Source organism: Kribbella voronezhensis, from assembly GCF_004365175.1.
GTDB lineage: Bacteria > Actinomycetota > Actinomycetes > Propionibacteriales > Kribbellaceae > Kribbella > Kribbella voronezhensis.
In genome coordinates this window covers 1,123,098-1,142,538 of sequence record NZ_SOCE01000002.1, presented here as the reverse complement: position 1 = coordinate 1,142,538, position 19,441 = coordinate 1,123,098, and the positions used below count along the sequence as shown (strand labels likewise).

The following is a 19,441-nucleotide window of genomic DNA, read 5'->3' as shown; positions in this document are numbered from 1 at the left end:
ATGACCGATCGTTTGAAAGACCTCGCCGACGCCGGGGTTTCCATCTGGCTCGACGACCTCTCCCGGCAGCGGCTCACCAGCGGCAGCCTGGAAACCCTGATCCACGACCAGCACGTCAGCGGGGTGACCACCAACCCGACGATCTTCGCCAAGGCCATCTCCGACGCGAACGCGTACGCCGACCAGGTGCACACCCTCGCCGCCGACGGCGTCTCCACCGACCAGGCGATCCGGGTGATCACCACCGACGACGTCCGGGACGCCGCCGACCTGTTCAAGCCGGTCTACGACGACTCCGAGGGTGTCGACGGCCGGGTCTCGATCGAGGTCGAGCCCGGGCTGGCCCGCGACACCGCGAAGACGATCGCCCAGGCCAAGGAGCTGTGGGAGACCGTCGGCCGGGAGAACGTCTTCGTGAAGATCCCGGCCACCAAGGAAGGCATCCCGGCGATCGCCGAGACGCTTGCCCAGGGCATCAGTGTGAACGTGACGCTGATCTTCTCGCTGGAGCGGTACAAGGCGGTCGTGGACGCGTTCCTGACCGGTCTGGAGAAGGCGATCGACAACGGTCACGACGTGACCAAGCTCGGCAGCGTCGCGTCCTTCTTCGTCAGCCGGGTCGACACCGAGGTCGACAAGCGCCTCGACGCGATCGGGACCGACGAGGCGAAGGCGCTGCGGGGCAAGGCCGCGATCGCCAACGCCCGGCTCGCGTTCGAGGCCTACGAGGAGATCTTCTCCTCCGACCGCTGGCGCGAGATCGAGACCGCCGGCGCCAAGCCGCAGCGCCCGCTGTGGGCGTCCACGGGCGTGAAGGACCCGGCGTACAAGGACACCATGTACGTCGAGCAGCTGATCACCCGCGGCGTCGTGAACACGATGCCGCAGGCAACCATCGACGCGTTCGCCGACCACGGCGAGGTGCCGGGTGACACCGTGCGCGGCAAGTACGACGCCGACCGCAAGGTGATCGCGGACCTCGAGGCACTCGGCATCTCGTACGACGAGGTCGTCCAGGTGCTCGAGGACGAGGGCGTCAGCAAGTTCGACGCCTCCTGGACCGAGCTGCAGGACACCGTCACGTCGGCCCTCAAGGCGGCCACCAAGTGAGCGCTCCGACCGTCACCGCAGTCAACGGCGACTGGGCCGAGACGATCGAGCGGCTCGTCGCGGAGAAGATCGCCTCCCGGATCGCGGCCAAGGACGCCACCGTCTGGGGTCCGGAGGCCGAGTCCGAGTCGGCGATCCGGCTCAACTGGGTCGACCTGCACGAGACGTCGCGGCCACTGCTGGCCGAGATCGAGGCACTGCTGGCCGACCTGCGCGCCGAGGGCCTGGACCGGATCGTGCTCGCGGGCATGGGCGGTTCGTCACTGGCTCCCGAGGTGATCACCAAGACGGCCGGCGTCGAGCTCGTCGTCCTGGACTCGACCAACCCGAGCGTGATCGCGCGGGCGCTGGCGGGCGACCTGCAGCGCACCGTGATCGTCGTGTCGAGCAAGTCGGGCGGCACGGTCGAGACCGACAGTCAGCGGCGGGTGTTCGTCAAGGCGTTCGCGGACGCGGGGATCGACGCGGCCTCGCGGGTCGTCGTCGTGACGGATCCGGGATCGCCGTTCGAGAAGCTCGCGGCCGACGAGGGCTACCGCAAGACCTTCCTGGCCGACCCCAACGTCGGTGGACGCTACAGCGCGCTCACCGCCTTCGGGCTCGTCCCGTCGGGGCTTGCGGGCGCCGACATCGCTGAGCTGCTGGACCAAGCGGCCGAGGCCGCTCCCGTCTTGCAGGCCGACTCCGCGGACAACCCGGCGCTGCTGCTGGGCGCAGTACTGGCCGGCAGCCCGGGCCGGGACAAGGCGATCATCACGGCCGACGGCACCGACATCGTCGGGTTCCCCGACTGGGCTGAGCAGTTGATTGCCGAGAGCACCGGAAAGAACGGCACCGGCGTGCTGCCCGTCGCAGTGAAGGGCCTGCACGCACCGGAGCTGCACAGCAACGCGCCGGACATCACCAACGCGCTGCTGGCCGACAAGGCGACCAGTGACGTACCGACTGCTCTGACGTCTGGTTCGCTCGGCGGGCAGATGCTGTTGTGGGAGACGGCCACTGCTGTGGCCGGTTACCTGCTCGGGATCAACCCGTTCGACCAGCCGGACGTGGAGAGCGCCAAGAAGGCCGCCCGCGGTCTGCTGGATGCTCAGCCCGAGCCGGAGGCTGCTGCCTTCACCGACGGTGCTGTAGAGGTCAGGGCGACCGAGGGTCTGCTCGACGGCGTCGACACGGTCAAGGGTGCGCTCGACTCGCTGCTGAGCAAGCTCGGCGAGGACGGCTACCTCGCTGTGATGGCGTACCTGGACTCCGAGCGCGACGAGAACCTGATCTCCATCCGCCCCGCTCTGAGCAGCCGTACCGGCCGGCCGGTCACATTCGGCTGGGGACCGCGGTTCCTGCACTCCACCGGGCAGTACCACAAGGGCGGCCACCCGCAGGGTGTGTTCCTGCAGATCACCTCGTCGGAATCGACCGACGTCGAGATCCCGGACCGCCCGTTCTCGTTCGGCACCCTGATCTCGGCCCAGGCCGCGGGCGACGCCGGCGTACTGGCCGACCGTGGCCGTCCCGTACTACGGCTGCACCTCACCGATCCCGCCGCCGGGGTGGAGCAGCTGATCTCCCTACTCGACGCACCTGACAAATCGGAGGACGGCGGCGCATGACCGCAGAGCTCGACGAGGAGCCCACCGCCCCGGTGAACCCGCTGCGGGATCCCCAGGACCGGCGGCTCCCCAGGATCGCCGGGCCCTGCAGCCTGGTGATCTTCGGCGTCACCGGTGACCTGGCTCGCAAGAAGCTGATGCCGGCGGTGTACGACCTGGCGAACCGGGGCCTGTTGCCGCCCGGTTTCGCCCTGGTCGGCTTCGCCCGGCGTGACTTCAGCAACCAGGACTTCGCCCAGATCGTGCACGACTCCGTCAAGGAGCACGCGCGGACGCCGTTCCGCGAGGAGGTCTGGCAGCAGCTCGCCGAGGGCTTCCGCTTCGTTCCGGGTGACCTCACCGACGACGAGGCGTTCAAGCGGCTCAAGGAAACCGTGGACGAGCTCGACGTCAACCGCGGTACGGGCGGCAACCACGCCTTCTACCTGTCCATCCCGCCGGGGCTGTTCCCGCAGGTCGTGCAGCAGCTGAACGAGCACGGGCTGACCAAGGAGACCCCGGGCTCGTGGCGCCGGGTCGTGATCGAGAAGCCGTTCGGGCACGACCTGAAGAGCGCCCGGGAACTGAACCGGGTGGTCGAGTCCGTCTTCCCGCCCGAGGCGGTCTTCCGGATCGACCACTACCTGGGCAAGGAGACCGTCCAGAACATGCTGGCGCTGCGGTTCGCCAACGCCATGTTCGAGCCGGTCTGGAACAGCCACTACGTCGACCACGTGCAGATCACGATGGCCGAGGACATCGGCATCGGCGGCCGCGCCGGGTACTACGACGGCATCGGCGCCGCCCGCGACGTGATCCAGAACCACCTCCTCCAGTTGCTCGCGCTGATCGCGATGGAGGAGCCGGTCAGCTTCGACGCCTGGTCGCTGCGCCAGGAGAAGAAGAAGGTGCTGGCGGCCGTGAAGCTGCCGGAGCGCCTCGACCTGCACACGGCACGCGGTCAGTACGCCGCGGGCTGGGCCGGTGGCCTGAAGGTGAAGGGCTACCTGCAGGAGGACGGGATTCCCGCCGACTCGGCCACGGAGACCTTCGCCGCGCTGCGCGTCGACGTGGACACCCGCCGCTGGGCCGGCGTGCCGTTCTACCTGCGGACCGGCAAGCGGCTGGGGCGCCGCGTCACCGAGGTGGCCGTGATGTTCAAGCGCGCGCCACACCTGCCGTTCACCAAGACGGAGACCGAGGAACTCGGCCAGAACGCGCTGGTGATGCGGATCCAGCCGGACGAGGGCATCACCATGCGGTTCGGGGCGAAGGTCCCCGGCACGATGATGGAGATCCGCGACGTGAACATGGACTTCGCGTACGGCGGGTCCTTCACCGAGTCCTCCCCCGAGGCGTACGAGCGGCTCATCCTCGACGTACTGCTCGGCGACCCGCCGCTGTTCCCGCAGCACACGGAGGTCGAACTCGGCTGGAAGATCCTCGACCCGGTGATCAACTACTGGGCCGAACACGGCAAGCCGGAGCAGTACGCCTCCGGTGCCTGGGGACCCGACTCCGCCCACGAGATGCTCGCCCGCGACGGACGCGCCTGGAGGCGGCCATGATCATCGACCTCACCAGCACCACGTCGGCGGAGATCGCCTCGGCCCTGCTGAGAGCCCGCCGCAACGCCGGCTCACCGGCGATGGGCATGGTCGGCACCATCGTGGTGGTCGTCGACGAGGCCTCGCACCACGACGCGATGAAGGCGGCGAACGAAGCCGGTCGCGAGCACCCGTCACGGGTGCTGGTGGCGATCCTGCGGCCTGGGCGCGGCGCGGGTGGCCTCGACGCCGAAGTACGCGTCGGTGAAGGGATTCCGGGCGAGGCGGTGTTGCTGCGGCTGCACGGCGAGCTGGCCAAGGTGCCCGAGTCCGTCATCACCCCGCTGCTGCTGCCCGACTCCCCCGTCATCGTCTGGTGGCCAGGAGGCGGGCCGAAGGTTCCGAACGAGGACCCGCTCGGCGCACTCGGCCGTCGCCGGGTCACCGATGCGGCCGCGACCCGGCGGGGCGCGGACTTCACCGCGCGGGCGGAGGGCTATGCGCCGGGCGACACCGACTTCGCGTGGAGCCGACTGACGCCTTGGCGTGCCTTGATGGCCGCGGCGCTCGACCAGTACCCGACGAAGGTGACCGGCGCCGAGGTGGTGTCGGCCAAGGGCAACGCGAGTGCGGATCTGATGGCCGCCTGGCTGCAGTGCCGCCTCGGCGTACCGGTGGAGCAGCGGAACTCGCGAGGGCCCGGCATCACCGCCGTACGGATGTTCACGCCCGCCGGGCCGATCGCGTTGACGCGGCCGGACGGTGCGGTGGCGACGTTCAGCATTCCTGGCCAGCCGGACCGGCCCGTCGCGTTGAAGCGGCGGAACACCTCGGAGCTGCTGAGCGAGGAACTGCGGCGACTCGACCCTGACGACGTGTACGCGCAGACGCTCGGCTGCCTCGTCGAGCGGGAGAAGATGCCCGCGTCGGCGAAGACGGTCAGCGATGTCGACCGACGGTCCGCACAGACCGCGGCAGAGAAGGCAGCAGCCCGTACGACGAAGGTCTCGGGCAAGGCCGCCTCGCCGGAACTCGAGGCCGCCGCCCGGTCAGGTGGGGGCCGGGCGTCCTCGTCCGCTCAGAAGTCTTCTACCGCTCAGAAGACGGCCGGCCGGAAGACCGCGGCCAAGAAGACGGTGGCCAAGAAGGCCAGCGCGGCGGCGAAGTCGGCGCGCAAGTCGGCGACCGCCAAGAAGGCCGTCGCGAAGAAGGCGCCGGCCCGGAAGGCGGCTGCGAAGAAGGTGGCGGGGCGCTGATGAGTTCGCCCGAGATCCTGCTCAACCGCGACGCCGAGGGCCTGGTCCACGCCGTCGCGGCCAGGCTGATCACCCGGCTGATCGACGCCCAGGTCGCCGGTGGCATCGCGCAGGTGGTGCTCACCGGCGGCCGCGTCGCGGCGAAGGTCTACGGAGCCGTGGCGGAGTCCCCGGCGCGGCACGCGATCGACTGGCGGCGGGTGGAGTTCTGGTGGGGCGACGAACGCTTCCTGCCCGCCGGCGATCCCGAGCGCAACGAGACCCAGGCTCGGGACGCGCTGCTGTCCCATGTCGACGTCGATCCGGCGCGCGTGCACCCGATGGCGGCTGACAGCGGTCAGGGGCCGGAGGCGGCGGCTGAGGCTTACGCGGCCGAACTGGCGGCCAGCGGAGTGCGGACTTTCGACGTACTGATGCTGGGCGTGGGACCGGACGGGCACGTGGCGTCGCTGTTCCCTGGCTATCCGGAGCTGGCCGAGCAGGACCGGTGGGCGGTCGCTGTCCACGACTCCCCCAAGCCTCCGCCGACGCGGGTTTCGCTGACGTTCCCGACGCTGGGCCGGTCACGCGAGGTCTGGTTCGTGGTGTCGGGCGACGACAAGGCGGACGCGGTGGCGACGGCCGTATCAGGTGGCGACGTCCCAGCTGCGACTCCGAGGGGCCTCGACCGAACCCTCTGGCTACTGGACGACGCCGCGGCCTCGCGGCTGAAGTCTTCCTGAGGCACGACAAACCCGGGCGGCCCCTTCTCCAGGGACCGCCCGGGTTTGTCGTGCTCAGAAGATGACTTCGCCGCGGGCGCGGCGGGCCCGGAGCTTCTCGAGAGCCTCTTCGAGGATCTCGGCGGCTTCGGACTCGCTGCGACGCTCCTTCACGTAGGCGAGGTGCGTCTTGTACGGCTCGATCTTGGTGGGCGGCGGTGGGTTGTTGACGTCGGTGCTGGTCGGCAGACCGCACCTCGGACAGTCCCAGGCCTCCGGGACCGCTGCCTCGACCGCGAAAACGGTCGCGGTCTCGTGTCCGTTGGCACAGAAGAACACGACGCGCTGCCGGGGCGCGGTGTCGCCGCGCTCCGCCTCGCCCATCGGTCCGGCGCCGACCCGGCTACCTCGAATCGCACTGCCACCACCAGGCATGGGAGCTACTCCCCTCTCAGCCGAGCTTGTACAGCAGGCCGAGCGCGACGATGGCCGCGAACCAGATCAGGCCGACGCCGATCGTGATCCGGTCGAGGTTCCGCTCGGCGACCGAGGAACCGCCCAGGCTGGACGAGACCCCACCACCGAACAGGTCGGAAAGGCCACCACCGCGGCCTTTGTGCAGCAGCACGAGCAGCGTCAGGATCAGGCTGCAGATGACGACGACGATCTGAAAAGCGAGAATCACGAGGAGTAGCCTAACTGAAGGTCCAGGTAACGGCAGATACCGGCGAACTCGTCCACCTTAAGGCTTGCACCGCCCACCAGGCAGCCGTCGACATCCGGCTGGGCCATGATGCCACCTGCACTGCTCATCTTCACCGACCCCCCGTACAGAATCCGTACCGCGTCGGCCACGGACGGCGAGAAAGTCTCCTCCAGCCGGGCCCGGATCGCGGCGCAGACCTCCTGGGCGTCCTCGGGGGTGGCGACCTCGCCGGTACCGATCGCCCAGACCGGCTCGTACGCGATCACCAGCTTGCGCACGTCGTCCGCCTTCAGGCCGGCCAGCGCGCCGTCGATCTGCTGCACGCAGTGCGCCACGTGCCCGTCGGCCTTGCGGATCTCCAGCCCCTCGCCCACGCAGACGATCGGCGTGATGCCGGCTGCCAGTGCCTTGACGGTCTTGGCGTTCACCAGGGCGTCGTCCTCGCCGTGGTACTGCCGCCGCTCGGAGTGTCCGACCAGCACGTAGCTGCAGCCGAGCTTGGCCAGCATCGCCGCCGAGATCTCGCCGGTGTAAGCGCCCTCGTCGTGCTGGGAGACATCCTGCGCGCCGTACACGATCTTCATCCGGTCGCCGTCGACGAGCGTCTGCACGCTGCGGATGTCGGTGAACGGCGGCAGCACGGCCACCTCGACCCGCTCGAAGTCGTGCTTCTTGTCCTGCAGCGTCCAGCTCAGCTTCTGCAGCAGGTGCACAGCCTCGACGTGGTTGACGTTCATCTTCCAGTTGCCCGCCATCAACGGCTTACGGGCAGCGTTATCAGCCATTTTGGTGTCAGTCCTCTTCCAGCACAGCAAGACCCGGGAGCTCTTTGCCCTCCAGGTATTCGAGCGAAGCGCCACCGCCGGTGGAGATGTGCCCGAACTGATCGTCGGCGAAGCCCAGCTGCCGTACTGCGGCGGCCGAGTCGCCACCACCCACCACGCTGAGCCCGTCCACCTCGGTCAACGCCTGCGCGACGGCCTTGGTTCCACCGGCGAACGCCTCCATCTCGAAGACACCCATCGGGCCGTTCCAGAACACGGTCTTGGCGCCGGCGATCTCGGCGGCGAACGCCTGGCCGGAGTCCGGGCCGATGTCCAGGCCGAGCTGATCGGCCGGGATCGCGTCGGCGGCGACCACCGTTGCGGGCGCGTCGGCCTTGAACTCGGGCGCGACCACGATGTCGGTCGGCAGCACGATCTCGACACCCTTGTCCTTCGCGGTCGCCAAGTAGCCCTTGACCGCCTCGACCTGGTCTTCCTCGAGCAGGCTCTTGCCGACCTCGTGACCCTGGGCCTTGAGGAAGGTGAACACCATGCCGCCACCGATCAGCAGCTTGTCGGCCTTGGCGATCAGGTTGTCGATCACGGCCAGCTTGTCCGAGACCTTCGCGCCACCGAGGACGACGACGTACGGACGGGCCGGGTCCTCGGTGAGCTTCTTCAGCACCTCGACCTCGGCGAGCACCAGGCCACCGGCGGCGTGCGGGAGCTTGCGGGCCACGTCGTACACACTGGCCTGCTTGCGGTGTACTACGCCGAAGCCGTCGCTGACGAACACGTCGGCCAGGCCGGCGAGCTCGTCGGCCAGCGCACCGCGCTCGGCCTCGTCCTTGCTCTCCTCGCGCGGGTCGTACCGGACGTTCTCGAGCAGCAGGACCTCGCCCTCGTCCAGCTCCTGGACGGCTTCCTGGGCGCTGTCGCCGGTCACGTCGGTCGCGAAGTGGACGGTGATGCCCTCGGGCGCCAGCAGCTCACCGAGCCGCTTGGCCACCGGGGCCAGCGTGAACTCAGGGTTCGGCTTGCCCTTGGGGCGGCCGAGGTGTGCCGTGACGATCACCTTGGCGCCGGCCTTGGCCAGCTTCACCAGGGTCGGCAGGCTGGCGCGAATGCGGCCGTCGTCGCCGATCTTGTCGCCCTCAATCGGGACGTTGAGGTCGGAGCGCACCAGCACTCTGCGGCCCGCCACGTCACCGAGGTCTTCGATGGTCTTCACAGTTGCTGCTTCCTTCGCCAGAAATCGCTAACGTCCGAAGAACTGTGGGTCAGTGGCCACAGTTCTTCGGACGCAACGTCAGGAGTGGATGAGTCAGAGCGAGGCGCCGACGTAGTTGACCAGGTCGACGAGGCGGTTGGAGTAGCCCCACTCGTTGTCGTACCAGCCGACGACCTTGACCTGGTTGCCGAGCACCTTGGTCAGGCCGGCGTCGAAGATGCAGGAGGCCGGGTCGGTGACGATGTCGGTCGACACGATCTCGTCCTCGGTGTACTTCAGGTAGCCCTTGAGCGCACCCTCGGCAGCGGCCTTGACGGCGGCGTTGACCTCTTCGACCGAGGTCTCGCGGCCCACGGTGACGGTCAGGTCGGTGGCCGAGCCGGTCGGGACCGGGACGCGCAGCGCGTAGCCGTCGAGCTTGCCCTTGAGCTCCGGCAGCACCAGGCCGATCGCCTTGGCGGCACCGGTCGAGGTCGGCACGATGTTCAGGGCCGCGGCGCGGGCGCGACGCAGGTCCTTGTGCGGGCCGTCCTGCAGGTTCTGGTCCTGGGTGTAGGCGTGGATCGTGGTCATCAGGCCCTGCTGGATGACGAACTCGTCGTGGATGGCCTTGGCCATCGGGGCGAGGCAGTTCGTGGTGCAGGACGCGTTCGAGATGACCGTGTGCTGGTCGGCGTCGTACAGCTCGTGGTTCACGCCCATCACGACGGTCAGGTCCTCGTTCTTCGCCGGGGCGGAGATGATGACCTTCTTGGCGCCGTTGTCGGCGTGCGTCTTGGCCTTGGTGGCGTCGGTGAAGAAGCCGGTCGACTCGATCACGATGTCGGCGCCCACATCAGACCACTTGAGGTTGGCGGGGTCCCGCTCGGCGAACGCCTTGAAGGTGTGGCCGCCGACGGTGATGTCATCGTCGGTCGCGGTCACGTCACCGGGGAAGCGGCCCAGGATCGAGTCGTACTTCAGCAGGTGGGCGAGGGTCTGGTTGTCGGTCAAATCGTTGACGGCGACGACCTCGATGTCGGCACCGGACGCCTGAACGGCGCGGAAGAAGTTACGGCCGATCCGGCCGAAGCCGTTGATACCTACGCGAACGGTCACGGGACTACGTCTCCTCAAACTAGCTTTCGAGCACTGCCGCTACACCCGAAACACTAGCCCAAGTGCCCACCCGACTCACTGGTGCTATCCACAGCAGACCACCAGCACCGGCGAGTAGCTACCGGACCAGACCACCCGAACGCGCTACGGTCCCGGAATTCTCCGGGACCGTAGCGTGAAGACCAGTTGACGGACTGGTGCCGAGGATCAGGCCGGGTCGAGCATGTCCGGGGTGAGGTTGGCCTCGGTGTTCGGGATGTTGAGGTCGGCGGCGCGCTTGTCGGCCATCGCCAGCAGGCGGCGGATCCGGCCGGCCACCGCGTCCTTGGTCAGGGCCGGCTCGTGCAGCTGACCGAGCTCCTCGAGGCTGGCCTGCTTGTGCTCCAGCCGGAGCTTGCCCGCGACCTGGAGGTGGTCGGGTACGTCGTCACCGAGGATCTCCAGTGCGCGCTCGACCCGGGCGCCGGCGGCGACGGCCGCCCGCGCGGAACGGCGCAGGTTCGCGTCGTCGAAGTTGGCCAGGCGGTTCGCGGTGGCGCGGACTTCGCGGCGCATCCGGCGCTCTTCCCAGGCCAGCACCGACTCGTGCGCGCCGAGCCGGGTCAGCAGCGCGCCGATCGCGTCGCCGTCACGGATCACCACGCGGTCCACATTGCGGACCTCACGGGCCTTGGAACCGATGCCCAGGCGGCGAGCGGCGCCGACGAGAGCCAACGCCGCCTCGGGACCGGGGCAGGTGACCTCGAGCGACGACGAGCGGCCGGGCTCAGTCAGCGAACCGTGCGCCAGGAACGCACCGCGCCACGCAGCCACCGCGTCGCAGGAGGCACCGGAGACGACCGCCGGAGGCAGTCCCCGTACCGGACGGCCACGGTTGTCGACGAGCCCCGTCTGCCGCGCCAGCGCGTCGCCGTCCCGAACAACCCGTACTACGTACTTCGTCTGCTTGCGGATTCCGGACGGGGAGATCACCACCACGTCCGACGGGTGACCGAAGATCTCGGCGATGTCCTTGCGAAGCCGGCGGGCCGCGGCTCCGCTGTCCAGCTCGGCCTCCACCACGATCCGGCCCGAGACCAGGTGCAGTCCGCCGGCGAACCGTAGTACCGAAGACACTTCAGCCTTGCGGCAGCAGGGTTTCGTGACCTGAATACTGGTCAACTCGGACTTCACCTGTGCTGTCATCGCCATGTAGTGAATCCTCCCACTGCTGTCAAAGACCCTCATCGGTACACCTCGGAAACTGCAAAGGCGTGGCGAGAGAGCGGCTGTCAAAGACCCTCGTCGGTACACCTCGGAAACTGCGAAGGCGTGGCGAGAGAGCGGCTGTCAAAGACCCTCATCGCTACGACCCAGAAACAAACAACTGTGTTGGCCGCCCAGGACCGCGTGTACGTACGGGTCCAACTCCCCGGCTCGGCGACTGTTACGGGCTACTCGAAGATTTCGCGGTAGAGCTTGGCGAGTTTGGTGGGGTCGTGGTGGAGGTGGCGGTCGTCGTCGGCGATGTCGGCGACGACCAGGTCGGCGCCGAGCGATTGCGCCGTACGGCGGAGGGAGGCCGGGTCGGGGACGTGGCCTTCGTCGGCCAGCACCACGTCGATGCGGAGTTCGGGGGCGTGGGCGGCGAGGACTTCGAGGTGGGTCTCCGGGGAGAAGCCGTCGGTCTCGCCCTTCTGTTCGCCGAGGTTCAGCGTCACCAGCCGGCGGGCGTTGGTCGCCTGCAGACCGTGTGCGAGCGCGGGGACCAGCAGATTCGGGATGACCGAGGTGAACCAGGAGCCGGGGCCGACCACGACCCAGTCGGCTTCGGCGATCGCGACCAGCGCCTCCGGGCAGGCCGGCGGATCGGCCGGGTCGAGCGCGACGTCGACCACCTTGCCTTCGGTCGTCGCGACCTCGGCCTGGCCGCGGATCTCGGTGATCGCCTCGGGGTACAGGGGATCCAGGCCGATCACTCTGGCCGTGATGTCGAGCGGCACGGCCGACATGGGCAGCACGCGCCCTTGTGCGCCGAGGAGTCTGGCCACCCAGTCGAGTCCGTCGACGGCCTCGCCGAGCAGTTCCCACAGCGCGACGATGAGCAGGTTGCCGACGGCGTGGTCGTGCAGTTCGCCGTCGCTGCGGAACCGGTGCTGGAGGACGCTGGCCCACGTCCGGCCCCACTCGTCGTCGCGGCACAACGCCGCCAACGCCATCCGGAGGTCACCAGGGGGCAGTACGCCGAGCTCGCGCCGGAGCCGCCCCGAGGAGCCGCCGTTGTCGGCGACCGTGACGACCGCGGTCAGCTGGTCGGTGACCTGGCGCAGTGCGGACAGCGAAGCGGCGAGGCCGTGCCCGCCACCCAGCGCGACGACCCGTGGAGCCCGTGACACTAAGCAGTCACTCCCGCCCGAGATCCCTGTGCACGACCAAGGTCGGTGAACCCTTCTCCCGCAGCCTCTTCGCGATCTCCTCGGCCATCGCGACGCTCCGGTGCTTCCCACCGGTGCAGCCGATCGCGACCGTGACGAACCGCTTGCCCTCGTTCAGATAACCGGTCCGCAGCGTGTCCAGCACGTCCACATAGTTCTGCAGGAACTGCTGGGCCAGCGGATGACCGAGCACGAAGTCTGACACAGGTTTGTCCTGCCCGGTCATCGGGCGCAGATCGGGCTGCCAGAACGGGTTGGGTACGAACCGCATGTCGGCCACCACGTCGGCGTCGACCGGGATGCCGTACTTGAACCCGAACGAGACCACGGTGGCCCGCAGCTCGATCTTCTCCTCGTCGCCGAAGGCGTTCACGATCCGCGCGGCGAGCTGGTGGATGTTCAGGTTCGAGGTGTCGATGACCAGGTCCGCGCCGGCCCGGATGTCGCCGAGCAGCTCGCGTTCGCGCTCGATCCCGGTGAGCAACCGGCCGTCGCCCTGCAACGGGTGCGGCCGGCGGACGCTTTCCTGCCGGCGCACGATCACGTCGTCGGAGGCCTCCAGGAACAGCGTCAGTGGCCGGTATCCCTTGGCCCGCAGGTCTTCCAGCGCCGAGCCGAGCTCGTCGAAGAACATCCCGGTCCGGACGTCGACGACGATCGCGAGCCGCGGCGACGCCCCGGTCCCGACCACCTGCTCGACGATGGTGGTCAGGAACATCGGTGGCAGGTTGTCGACCACGAACCAGCCGAGGTCCTCCAGTACGTCCGCGACCGAACTCCGTCCCGCGCCGGACATCCCGGACACGATGATGAGGTTGCCGCTCGACTCGTCCATCAGTTCTCAGTTCTCCCCGTGTCAATCCCCGTCCGGGCGATCCGCGGTCGCCAGATCCCCGTCGGTCACACCGGCCGGCGTGACGTCGTCGTCCAGTATCTCGCCCGTCGCCGTGTTCACCGACGGCGCCCGCGAGGTGTCGGCCTTCGTTGCCGCCGAGTTCACCGCGAGGACGACGGATTCCGCCGTACGGCGTCCGAACCCCGGCAGCTCCGCGACCTCGTCCACCGAGGCCTGCCGCAGTTTCCGCAGCGACCCGAAATGCCGCAGCAGCGTCTTGCGGCGCACCTCGCCGAGGCCGGGCACCTCGTCCAGCACGCTCTCGACCATCGACTTCGACCGGCGGTTGCGGTGGTGGGTGATGGCGAAGCGGTGCGCTTCGTCTCTGAGCCGCTGGAGCAGGTAGAGGCCTTCCGACGTACGGGAGAAGATCACGGGATCCTCGTCGTCGGGGAGCCAGACCTCCTCCAGCCGCTTGGCCAGACCACAGACCGGGATGTCGCCGAGCCCGAGCTCGTCCATCGCCTGCCGGGCGGCGGCCACCTGCGGCGGGCCACCGTCGACGACGACGAGCCCCGGCGCGTAGACGAACTTCTTCGCGCGTCCTGTCTCCGGATCGATCAGGTTCGCGGTCGGGTCCTCGCCTTCCGGCGTCGCGGCCCGCTCGTCCAGCAGCCGCTTGAACCGCCGGGTCAGCACCTCCGCGATCGAGGCGACATCGTTCTGCCCCTCGACCCCCCTGATGACGAACCGCCTGTACTCCGACTTGCGGGGCAGGCCGTCCTCGAACACCACCATCGAGGCGACTACCTCAGTGCCCTGCAGGTTGGAGACGTCATAGCACTCCATGCGCAGCGGCGCTTCCGGCAGGTCGAGCGCGGCCTGGATCTCCTCCAGCGCCAGGTTGCGGGTGGTCAGATCGCTGGCCCGCTTGGTCTTGTGCATGGTCAACGTCTGCAGCGCGTTCCGCTCGACCGTCGCCATCAGGTCCTTCTTGTCACCGCGCTGGGGGACCCGGATCGCCACCCGCGAGCCGCGCAGCCCCGAGAGCCAGTCGGTCAGCGCGTCCAGGTCCTCCGGCAGCGTCGGCACGAGGATCTCGCGCGGAATGGTGTCGGTCGACTCCCCCGCATACATCTGCTGGATGAACCGCTCCACCAGGTCGGCGGTCGTCGCCGTACCGTCTGCTTTGTCGGCGATCCAGCCCCGCTGGCCGCGGATCCGGCCGCCGCGGACATAGAAGATCTGTACGGCGACTTCGAGCGGGTCCTCCGACAACGCGACGACGTCGGTGTCCGTCCCGTCGCCGAGCACCACCGCGTTCTTCGCGAGCGCCTTCTCCAGCGCGCCGAGGTCGTCGCGGATCTTGGCGGCCCGCTCGTACTCGAGCTCGGCCGCGGCTGCCTTCATCTCCTTCTCCAGACGGCGCACGTACGTCGCGGTCTGGCCGGACAGGAACGCGGAGAAGTCCTCGACGATCTTGAGGTGCTCCTCCTGGCTCACCTGACCCGTGCAGGGCGCGGCGCACTTGCCGATGTAGCCGAGCAGGCACGGCCGGCCGATCTGGCGGTGCCGATTGAACACACCCTTGCTGCACGAGCGCATCGGGAACACCCGAAGCAGCAGGTCGACGGTCTCCCGGATCGCCCAGGCGTGGCTGTACGGACCGAAGTACCGCACGCCCTTCTTCTTCGGGCCGCGGCCGACCATGACCCGCGGATACTCCTCGTTCATCGAGATGGCCAGCCACGGGTACGACTTGTCGTCGCGGTACTTCACGTTGAAGCGCGGGTCGTACTCCTTGATCCAGGAATACTCCAGTTGCAGCGACTCCACCTCGTTGGCCACCACGGTCCAGTCGACCTTCGCGGCCGTCGTCACCATCGACTGCGTCCGCGGGTGCAGATTCACCAGATCCTGGAAGTACGACGACAGCCGGGCCCGCAGGTTCTTCGCCTTGCCGACATAGATCACCCGCCCGGACGCATCGCTGAAGCGATACACCCCAGGCGAATCGGGAATCGAGCCCGGCGCGGGGCGATAGGAGGAAGGATCAGCCACGCCCCAACCCTAGTTCGCCCCGCCGACAAGCCCTCACGCCGCCGGTCTCCAGAGACCTGGAGAGATCACGGGCGGCGCGGATCCCCAGACCATCAGTGGTGGCACTCGGGGTGTCTGCGACGCGATCGTTGAGCGAGGTGGCAGCAGCGGAGCCGACGTACTGATGGCGTGGACGTCCGCACGCAACGGCCGCGGCCGCCGGAGACTCCGAACGCAGCGCCTTCGCCCCGACCGCGAACCGCCGAGCCCTGCCAGGCACCCGCGTCTAGCAGGTGACGCAGGAGCGCTCGTAGGCGGCGGCGTGAGGCGCATCTTGCGATCGCGCAAAGGTCGTGTTGCGGGTTGGCTCATATGGCTGGTCTGATCCCGGGTTGGGATGAGCGGCGCGCCTAGCCTGTCACTCAGGGTGGTTGAGCAGGACCGAGCGTGCGGCAACCGGGCCCGCGCTGACTCTAGGGAGTTCCGCCCATGAACCCATTCCCCACAGCGCGTCGGCTGCGGAGCGTGCTCGGCGTCACTGCCGCTGCTGGTCTCCTCGTCACCGGCCTGGTCACCACCGCGTCCGCGAGTGAGGCAGCCAGGAGCGCCGATTCCACAACTAGGACCGCCGACTCCATCAGGGGCGCCGGCAGCGCGACCGCGATTCCCGGGAGCTACGTGGTCGTCCTCGCCGGCAATCAGTCGGTCGCGCAGACGCGGGCCACCACGCAGAGCCTGGCGACGTCGTACGGCGTCAAGGTGCGGCGGCAGTTCAGCTCGGCAATCAAAGGGTTCTCCACCGCGATGTCCGAAGAGCAGGCGAAGAAGGTCGCCGCCGACACCCGCGTCGCGTTCGTGCAGCAGAACCAGAAGGTGACGGCGAGCCAGGACGACCCGCCGTGGGGCCTGGACCGGGCCGACCAGCGGGATCTTCCGCTGGACAAGAAGTTCGAGCCTTCGGCGACCGCCGACAACGTCACGGTGTACGTCATCGACACCGGGATCTACGCCGAGCACAAGGACTTCGGCGGGCGCGCCTCCGTCGGCACCGACACCGTCGGTGACGGCCAGAACGGCGTCGACTGCATGGGCCACGGCAGCCACGTCGCCGGCACCATCGCCGGGACGACCTTCGGCCTGGCCAAGGGCGCCAAGATCGTCGCGGTCCGCGTGCTCGACTGCAACGGGTCGGGGTCGACCGAGAGTGTGGTCGCCGGTATCGACTGGGTGACGAAGAACGCCAAGAAGCCGGCCGTGGCCAACATGAGCCTCGGTGGCGGCGCGGACGCCGCGCTGGACGCGGCGGTGAAGGCCTCCATCGACTCGGGCATCACGTACGCCGTTGCCGCCGGCAACGACAACTCCGACGCCTGCGGTGCGTCGCCGGCCGACCAGCCCGACGCGATCACGGTCGGCGCCACCGACGACAAGGATGCCAAGGCAACCTTCTCCAACTTCGGCAAGTGCGTGGACGTCTTCGGACCGGGCGTCGACGTCGAGTCGGTCGGCATCACCGCCCCGGACGCGACGGCCAAGATGAGCGGTACGTCGATGGCCACGCCGCACGTGACCGGCGGGATCGCGCTCTACCTGAGCGAGCACCCGGACGCCAAGCCGGCCGACGTGGCTACCGCACTGGTCGCCGCCGCAACGCCGGACAAGGTCGGCAACCCCGGCACCGACTCGCCGAACAAACTGCTCTTCGTCGGCAAGGTCGACCCCGCCCGACGCTGACCCGGCAGGAAGAACGGAAGCCCTCGGCCACCTGTCCGAGGGCTTCCGCGTTCGACGCGTCAGGCAGCCGGGCCGACGATGTTGCCGCCCTTGACCGTGACGTTCACCGGGGCGAGCGGTGACGGCGCAGGGCCGTTCACGACGCTGCCGTCCGCGACGCTGTACTTGCTGCCGTGACAGGGGCAGTCGATGGTCTTGTTCTCCACCGTGGCCACCAGGCAACCCGCGTGCGTGCAGACCGCGGTGAACGCCTTGAACTGACCGGCCGTCGGCTGGGTCACCACGATCTTCGCGTCGGTGAAGACCTTGCCGCCACCGACCGGTACGTCGGACACCGGCCCGAGGACCGATCCCCCGCCGCCGGTCGTCGGAGCGCTCGAGGACGGCCCGGAGGACGGCGCCGAACTGGGCGCGGAGGTCGGATCCGAGGCGGTGCCGCCGGCCTTGCTGTCGCCACCGCAGGCCGCGAGCACCGGCAGGCCGACGCCGGCCAATCCGGCCACGCCAGCGCCGCGGAGCACCGCCCGCCGGTCCCGCAGGGTCTCGATCGCCCGGCCGAGTTCCGCCGTACTGTCGTCGCTCATGTATCTGGACCTCCAAGAGTCCTGGCCAAAGTAGTTGAACGCTCTGCTATTTGCTGTTCTACCCGAAACCCCCAAATCGGGCTACATCAGCAGGAACGAGCGGAACCGCGGAACGGTTCAGCGGGTAGCGCGTTGGACCAACCGGGCGGCGAGTTCGAGCACCGCCCTGCGGGTGGCGGGTTCGAGGCGTTCCGGCTGGAGCGGCCAGGCACGCGCCAGGTGGGCGTCGTACGGCAGTACTACGTAGCCGAGGCCGCGGTCCGAGACGGCCGACTGCAACCAGCGGACCGGCTCGGGATCGTCGGGCACGTTCTCGGCGATGATGACAAGGCCCTTGTCGACCAGCATGTGCTGGCCGTCCGTCGTCAACTGGTCGAGCAGGGTGATGCTGCTCAGCGCGGCGTCGCGTGACGACGGGATGACGAGCGCGACGGCGTGCGCCGCGCCGGCGACGTACCCGGTCGCTTCCTCGAACAGACCGGCCGGGCAGTCCACCAGTGACAGCGGGATCTGGTTGGCGCCGCCGACGTTCCGGGCCGCGAGGACGTCGCTGATCGCGTCGGCGGTCGGTTCGGCGCGGGCGAGCTGGACCCGCGAGCCGGGCGTGTTGGCGATGCCCTGGTCGAGGCGGTGGGTGAGCTTGCCTTCCAACGGGTAAGCGTCGACCGCGAGCACGATGTCGCCGCGCTGGGACGAGATGGCGTCCGCGAGCAGAGCGGTGACGGTCGACGTACCGCTCTGCGGGACAGGACCGATGACGCCGATCATCCGGCCGATGCCGATCGGGCGCCGGATGATCGCGATGTTCTCGACGTCGCGTTGCATCCGGCCGGACGCACCGGCGATGTAGGCCGCTTCGGCGGCGAACCGGCCGATCTTGCGGAAGAACCCGCCGGACGGATCCTCGTGCTGCAGGCCGACCGAACCTGTTGCCGCAGGCAACGGACCCGCCAGCGGATCCTGGTAGGCAGGTGTGTAGGCGTGCGCATCCGGGCCGCCGTCGGGGGCGGGACCGTTCCAGCCGCCAGCTTCGGGCTCCGACGGCGCGTTCCAACTACCGTCCCCGGCAGGTTGCTCCCACTGCTGCTGCGGGGCCGGCGGCTGTTCAACTGGCGGCGGCTGCACCCATTGCTGCGCCGGCGGCGGTGGAGCCGCTGGCTGCTCCCATTGCTGCGCCGGCGGCGGTTGAGCCGGTGGCTGCTCCCATTGCTGGGCAGACGCCTGCTGGGGCGGCGGCGGCTGCTCCCACTGCGGCTGCTGAGGTGGCGGCTGCTCCCAAGACGGCTGCTGAGGTGGTGGCGGCTGGACCCACTGCTGCTGTTGTTGCGGCGGCGGGGGCTGCTGCCAGCCTTGCTGCTGCGCCGGAGGTTCGTAGTACTGCGGCGCTGGCGCCTGATACTGCTGCGGTGCCTGGTAAGGCTGCGGCGGGTACTGCTCACCGTACGGCTGCTGGTACGGCGCAGGCGGCACCTGCGGCGGCGGCCCGTACGGCGGTTGCTCGTACGCAGGCTGCGGCGGGTACTGCGGCTGCTGGTACGGCGGTGGCTGCTGCGAGTACAGCTGCCCGTACTGCGGCTGCGGCGCGTACTGCTGATACCCGGGCTGATACTGCTGCTGCGGACCGCCCCACCCCTCCCCCGTCGCCGGAGGAGGCGGCGGCATCGTCGGCTCAGGCGCCGCCGACTGCGCAACCGCCTGGGCCGGCGCGACGGGTGGGGCCGGTTCGGGTGTAGGGGGAACCGGGGCCGCGGCGGCCGGTTGGGGAGCCGCCGCGGAATCGTCGTCGAGGCGGTTCATCAGCTCCGCCTGCCAGTTCGGCCCGGTCATACCAT

General features: G+C 69.0%; 17 protein-coding genes. 6 read left to right on the top strand and 11 right to left on the bottom strand.

Features of this window, described 5'->3' with window-relative positions; all coding sequences use genetic code 11:
* The 5 genes from tal to pgl are packed head-to-tail and all read left to right on the top strand — an operon-like array spanning position 1 to position 6,224.
* Complete coding sequence (gene tal, locus EV138_RS32505; RefSeq protein ID WP_133983687.1) at positions 1 to 1,110, top strand: transaldolase; 1,110 nt, start codon at positions 1 to 3, stop codon at positions 1,108 to 1,110.
* Positions 1,107 to 2,720: a phosphoglucose isomerase-related protein gene (locus EV138_RS32500; RefSeq protein WP_133983686.1), complete on the top strand. Its 1,614-nt coding sequence runs from the start codon at positions 1,107 to 1,109 to the stop codon at positions 2,718 to 2,720. Before tal ends, EV138_RS32500 begins: the two co-directional genes overlap by 4 nt.
* Complete coding sequence (zwf, locus tag EV138_RS32495; protein WP_133983685.1) at positions 2,717 to 4,267, top strand: glucose-6-phosphate dehydrogenase; 1,551 nt, start codon at positions 2,717 to 2,719, stop codon at positions 4,265 to 4,267. The genes EV138_RS32500 and zwf overlap by 4 nt, the downstream gene beginning before the upstream one ends.
* Positions 4,264 to 5,502, top strand: coding sequence for a glucose-6-phosphate dehydrogenase assembly protein OpcA (locus tag EV138_RS32490; RefSeq protein ID WP_133983684.1), 1,239 nt, complete (start codon positions 4,264 to 4,266; stop codon positions 5,500 to 5,502). The genes zwf and EV138_RS32490 overlap by 4 nt, the downstream gene beginning before the upstream one ends.
* Positions 5,502 to 6,224 carry a 6-phosphogluconolactonase gene (gene pgl, locus EV138_RS32485; RefSeq protein ID WP_133983683.1) on the top strand — a complete coding sequence of 241 codons (723 nt, stop codon included), beginning with the start codon at positions 5,502 to 5,504 and terminating at the stop codon, positions 6,222 to 6,224. Before EV138_RS32490 ends, pgl begins: the two co-directional genes overlap by 1 nt.
* 54 nt (positions 6,225 to 6,278) lie before the next feature.
* Here the strand turns inward: pgl and EV138_RS32480 are convergent, their stop codons facing one another.
* From EV138_RS32480 to uvrC, 9 genes are all read right to left on the bottom strand, one after another.
* On the bottom strand, positions 6,279 to 6,638 hold the full coding sequence (locus EV138_RS32480; protein WP_133983682.1) for an RNA polymerase-binding protein RbpA: 360 nt from the start codon (positions 6,636 to 6,638) through the stop codon (positions 6,279 to 6,281).
* A gap of 16 nt (positions 6,639 to 6,654) precedes the next feature.
* Positions 6,655 to 6,888: a preprotein translocase subunit SecG gene (secG, locus tag EV138_RS32475; RefSeq protein ID WP_077013974.1), complete on the bottom strand. Its 234-nt coding sequence runs from the start codon at positions 6,886 to 6,888 to the stop codon at positions 6,655 to 6,657.
* Positions 6,885 to 7,694 carry a triose-phosphate isomerase gene (gene tpiA / locus EV138_RS32470; RefSeq protein ID WP_133983681.1) on the bottom strand — a complete coding sequence of 270 codons (810 nt, stop codon included), beginning with the start codon at positions 7,692 to 7,694 and terminating at the stop codon, positions 6,885 to 6,887. Before tpiA ends, secG begins: the two co-directional genes overlap by 4 nt.
* 7 nt (positions 7,695 to 7,701) lie before the next feature.
* Positions 7,702 to 8,904, bottom strand: a complete 1,203-nt coding sequence (locus EV138_RS32465; protein ID WP_133983680.1) for a phosphoglycerate kinase — start codon at positions 8,902 to 8,904, stop codon at positions 7,702 to 7,704.
* A 93-nt stretch (positions 8,905 to 8,997) separates the two neighbouring features.
* Positions 8,998 to 10,002 (bottom strand): type I glyceraldehyde-3-phosphate dehydrogenase, encoded by a 1,005-nt coding sequence (gene gap / locus EV138_RS32460; protein ID WP_133983679.1) that lies wholly within the window; start codon positions 10,000 to 10,002, stop codon positions 8,998 to 9,000.
* 207 nt (positions 10,003 to 10,209) lie between these two features.
* Positions 10,210 to 11,193: a DNA-binding protein WhiA gene (gene whiA, locus EV138_RS32455; RefSeq protein WP_132191256.1), complete on the bottom strand. Its 984-nt coding sequence runs from the start codon at positions 11,191 to 11,193 to the stop codon at positions 10,210 to 10,212.
* A 242-nt stretch (positions 11,194 to 11,435) separates the two neighbouring features.
* On the bottom strand, positions 11,436 to 12,377 hold the full coding sequence (locus EV138_RS32450; RefSeq protein ID WP_133983678.1) for a gluconeogenesis factor YvcK family protein: 942 nt from the start codon (positions 12,375 to 12,377) through the stop codon (positions 11,436 to 11,438).
* A 7-nt stretch (positions 12,378 to 12,384) separates the two neighbouring features.
* Positions 12,385 to 13,251 (bottom strand): RNase adapter RapZ, encoded by an 867-nt coding sequence (rapZ, locus tag EV138_RS32445; protein ID WP_112238979.1) that lies wholly within the window; start codon positions 13,249 to 13,251, stop codon positions 12,385 to 12,387.
* A gap of 21 nt (positions 13,252 to 13,272) precedes the next feature.
* Entirely contained in the window at positions 13,273 to 15,312 is a 2,040-nt protein-coding gene (uvrC, locus tag EV138_RS32440) for an excinuclease ABC subunit UvrC (RefSeq protein WP_133983677.1), read from the bottom strand.
* Positions 15,313 to 15,780: 468 nt separating this feature from the next.
* On the opposite strand from uvrC, the gene EV138_RS32435 reads away from it, so the two are divergent.
* Positions 15,781 to 17,025 carry a S8 family peptidase gene (locus EV138_RS32435; RefSeq protein ID WP_133983676.1) on the top strand — a complete coding sequence of 415 codons (1,245 nt, stop codon included), beginning with the start codon at positions 15,781 to 15,783 and terminating at the stop codon, positions 17,023 to 17,025.
* 59 nt (positions 17,026 to 17,084) lie between these two features.
* Here the strand turns inward: EV138_RS32435 and EV138_RS32430 are convergent, their stop codons facing one another.
* Positions 17,085 to 17,609, bottom strand: a complete 525-nt coding sequence (locus tag EV138_RS32430; protein ID WP_133983675.1) for a Rieske (2Fe-2S) protein — start codon at positions 17,607 to 17,609, stop codon at positions 17,085 to 17,087.
* Positions 17,610 to 17,726: 117 nt separating this feature from the next.
* Entirely contained in the window at positions 17,727 to 19,436 is a 1,710-nt protein-coding gene (locus tag EV138_RS32425; protein ID WP_133983674.1) for a MinD/ParA family ATP-binding protein, read from the bottom strand.
* Between the last annotated feature and the right edge of the window lie 5 nt (positions 19,437 to 19,441).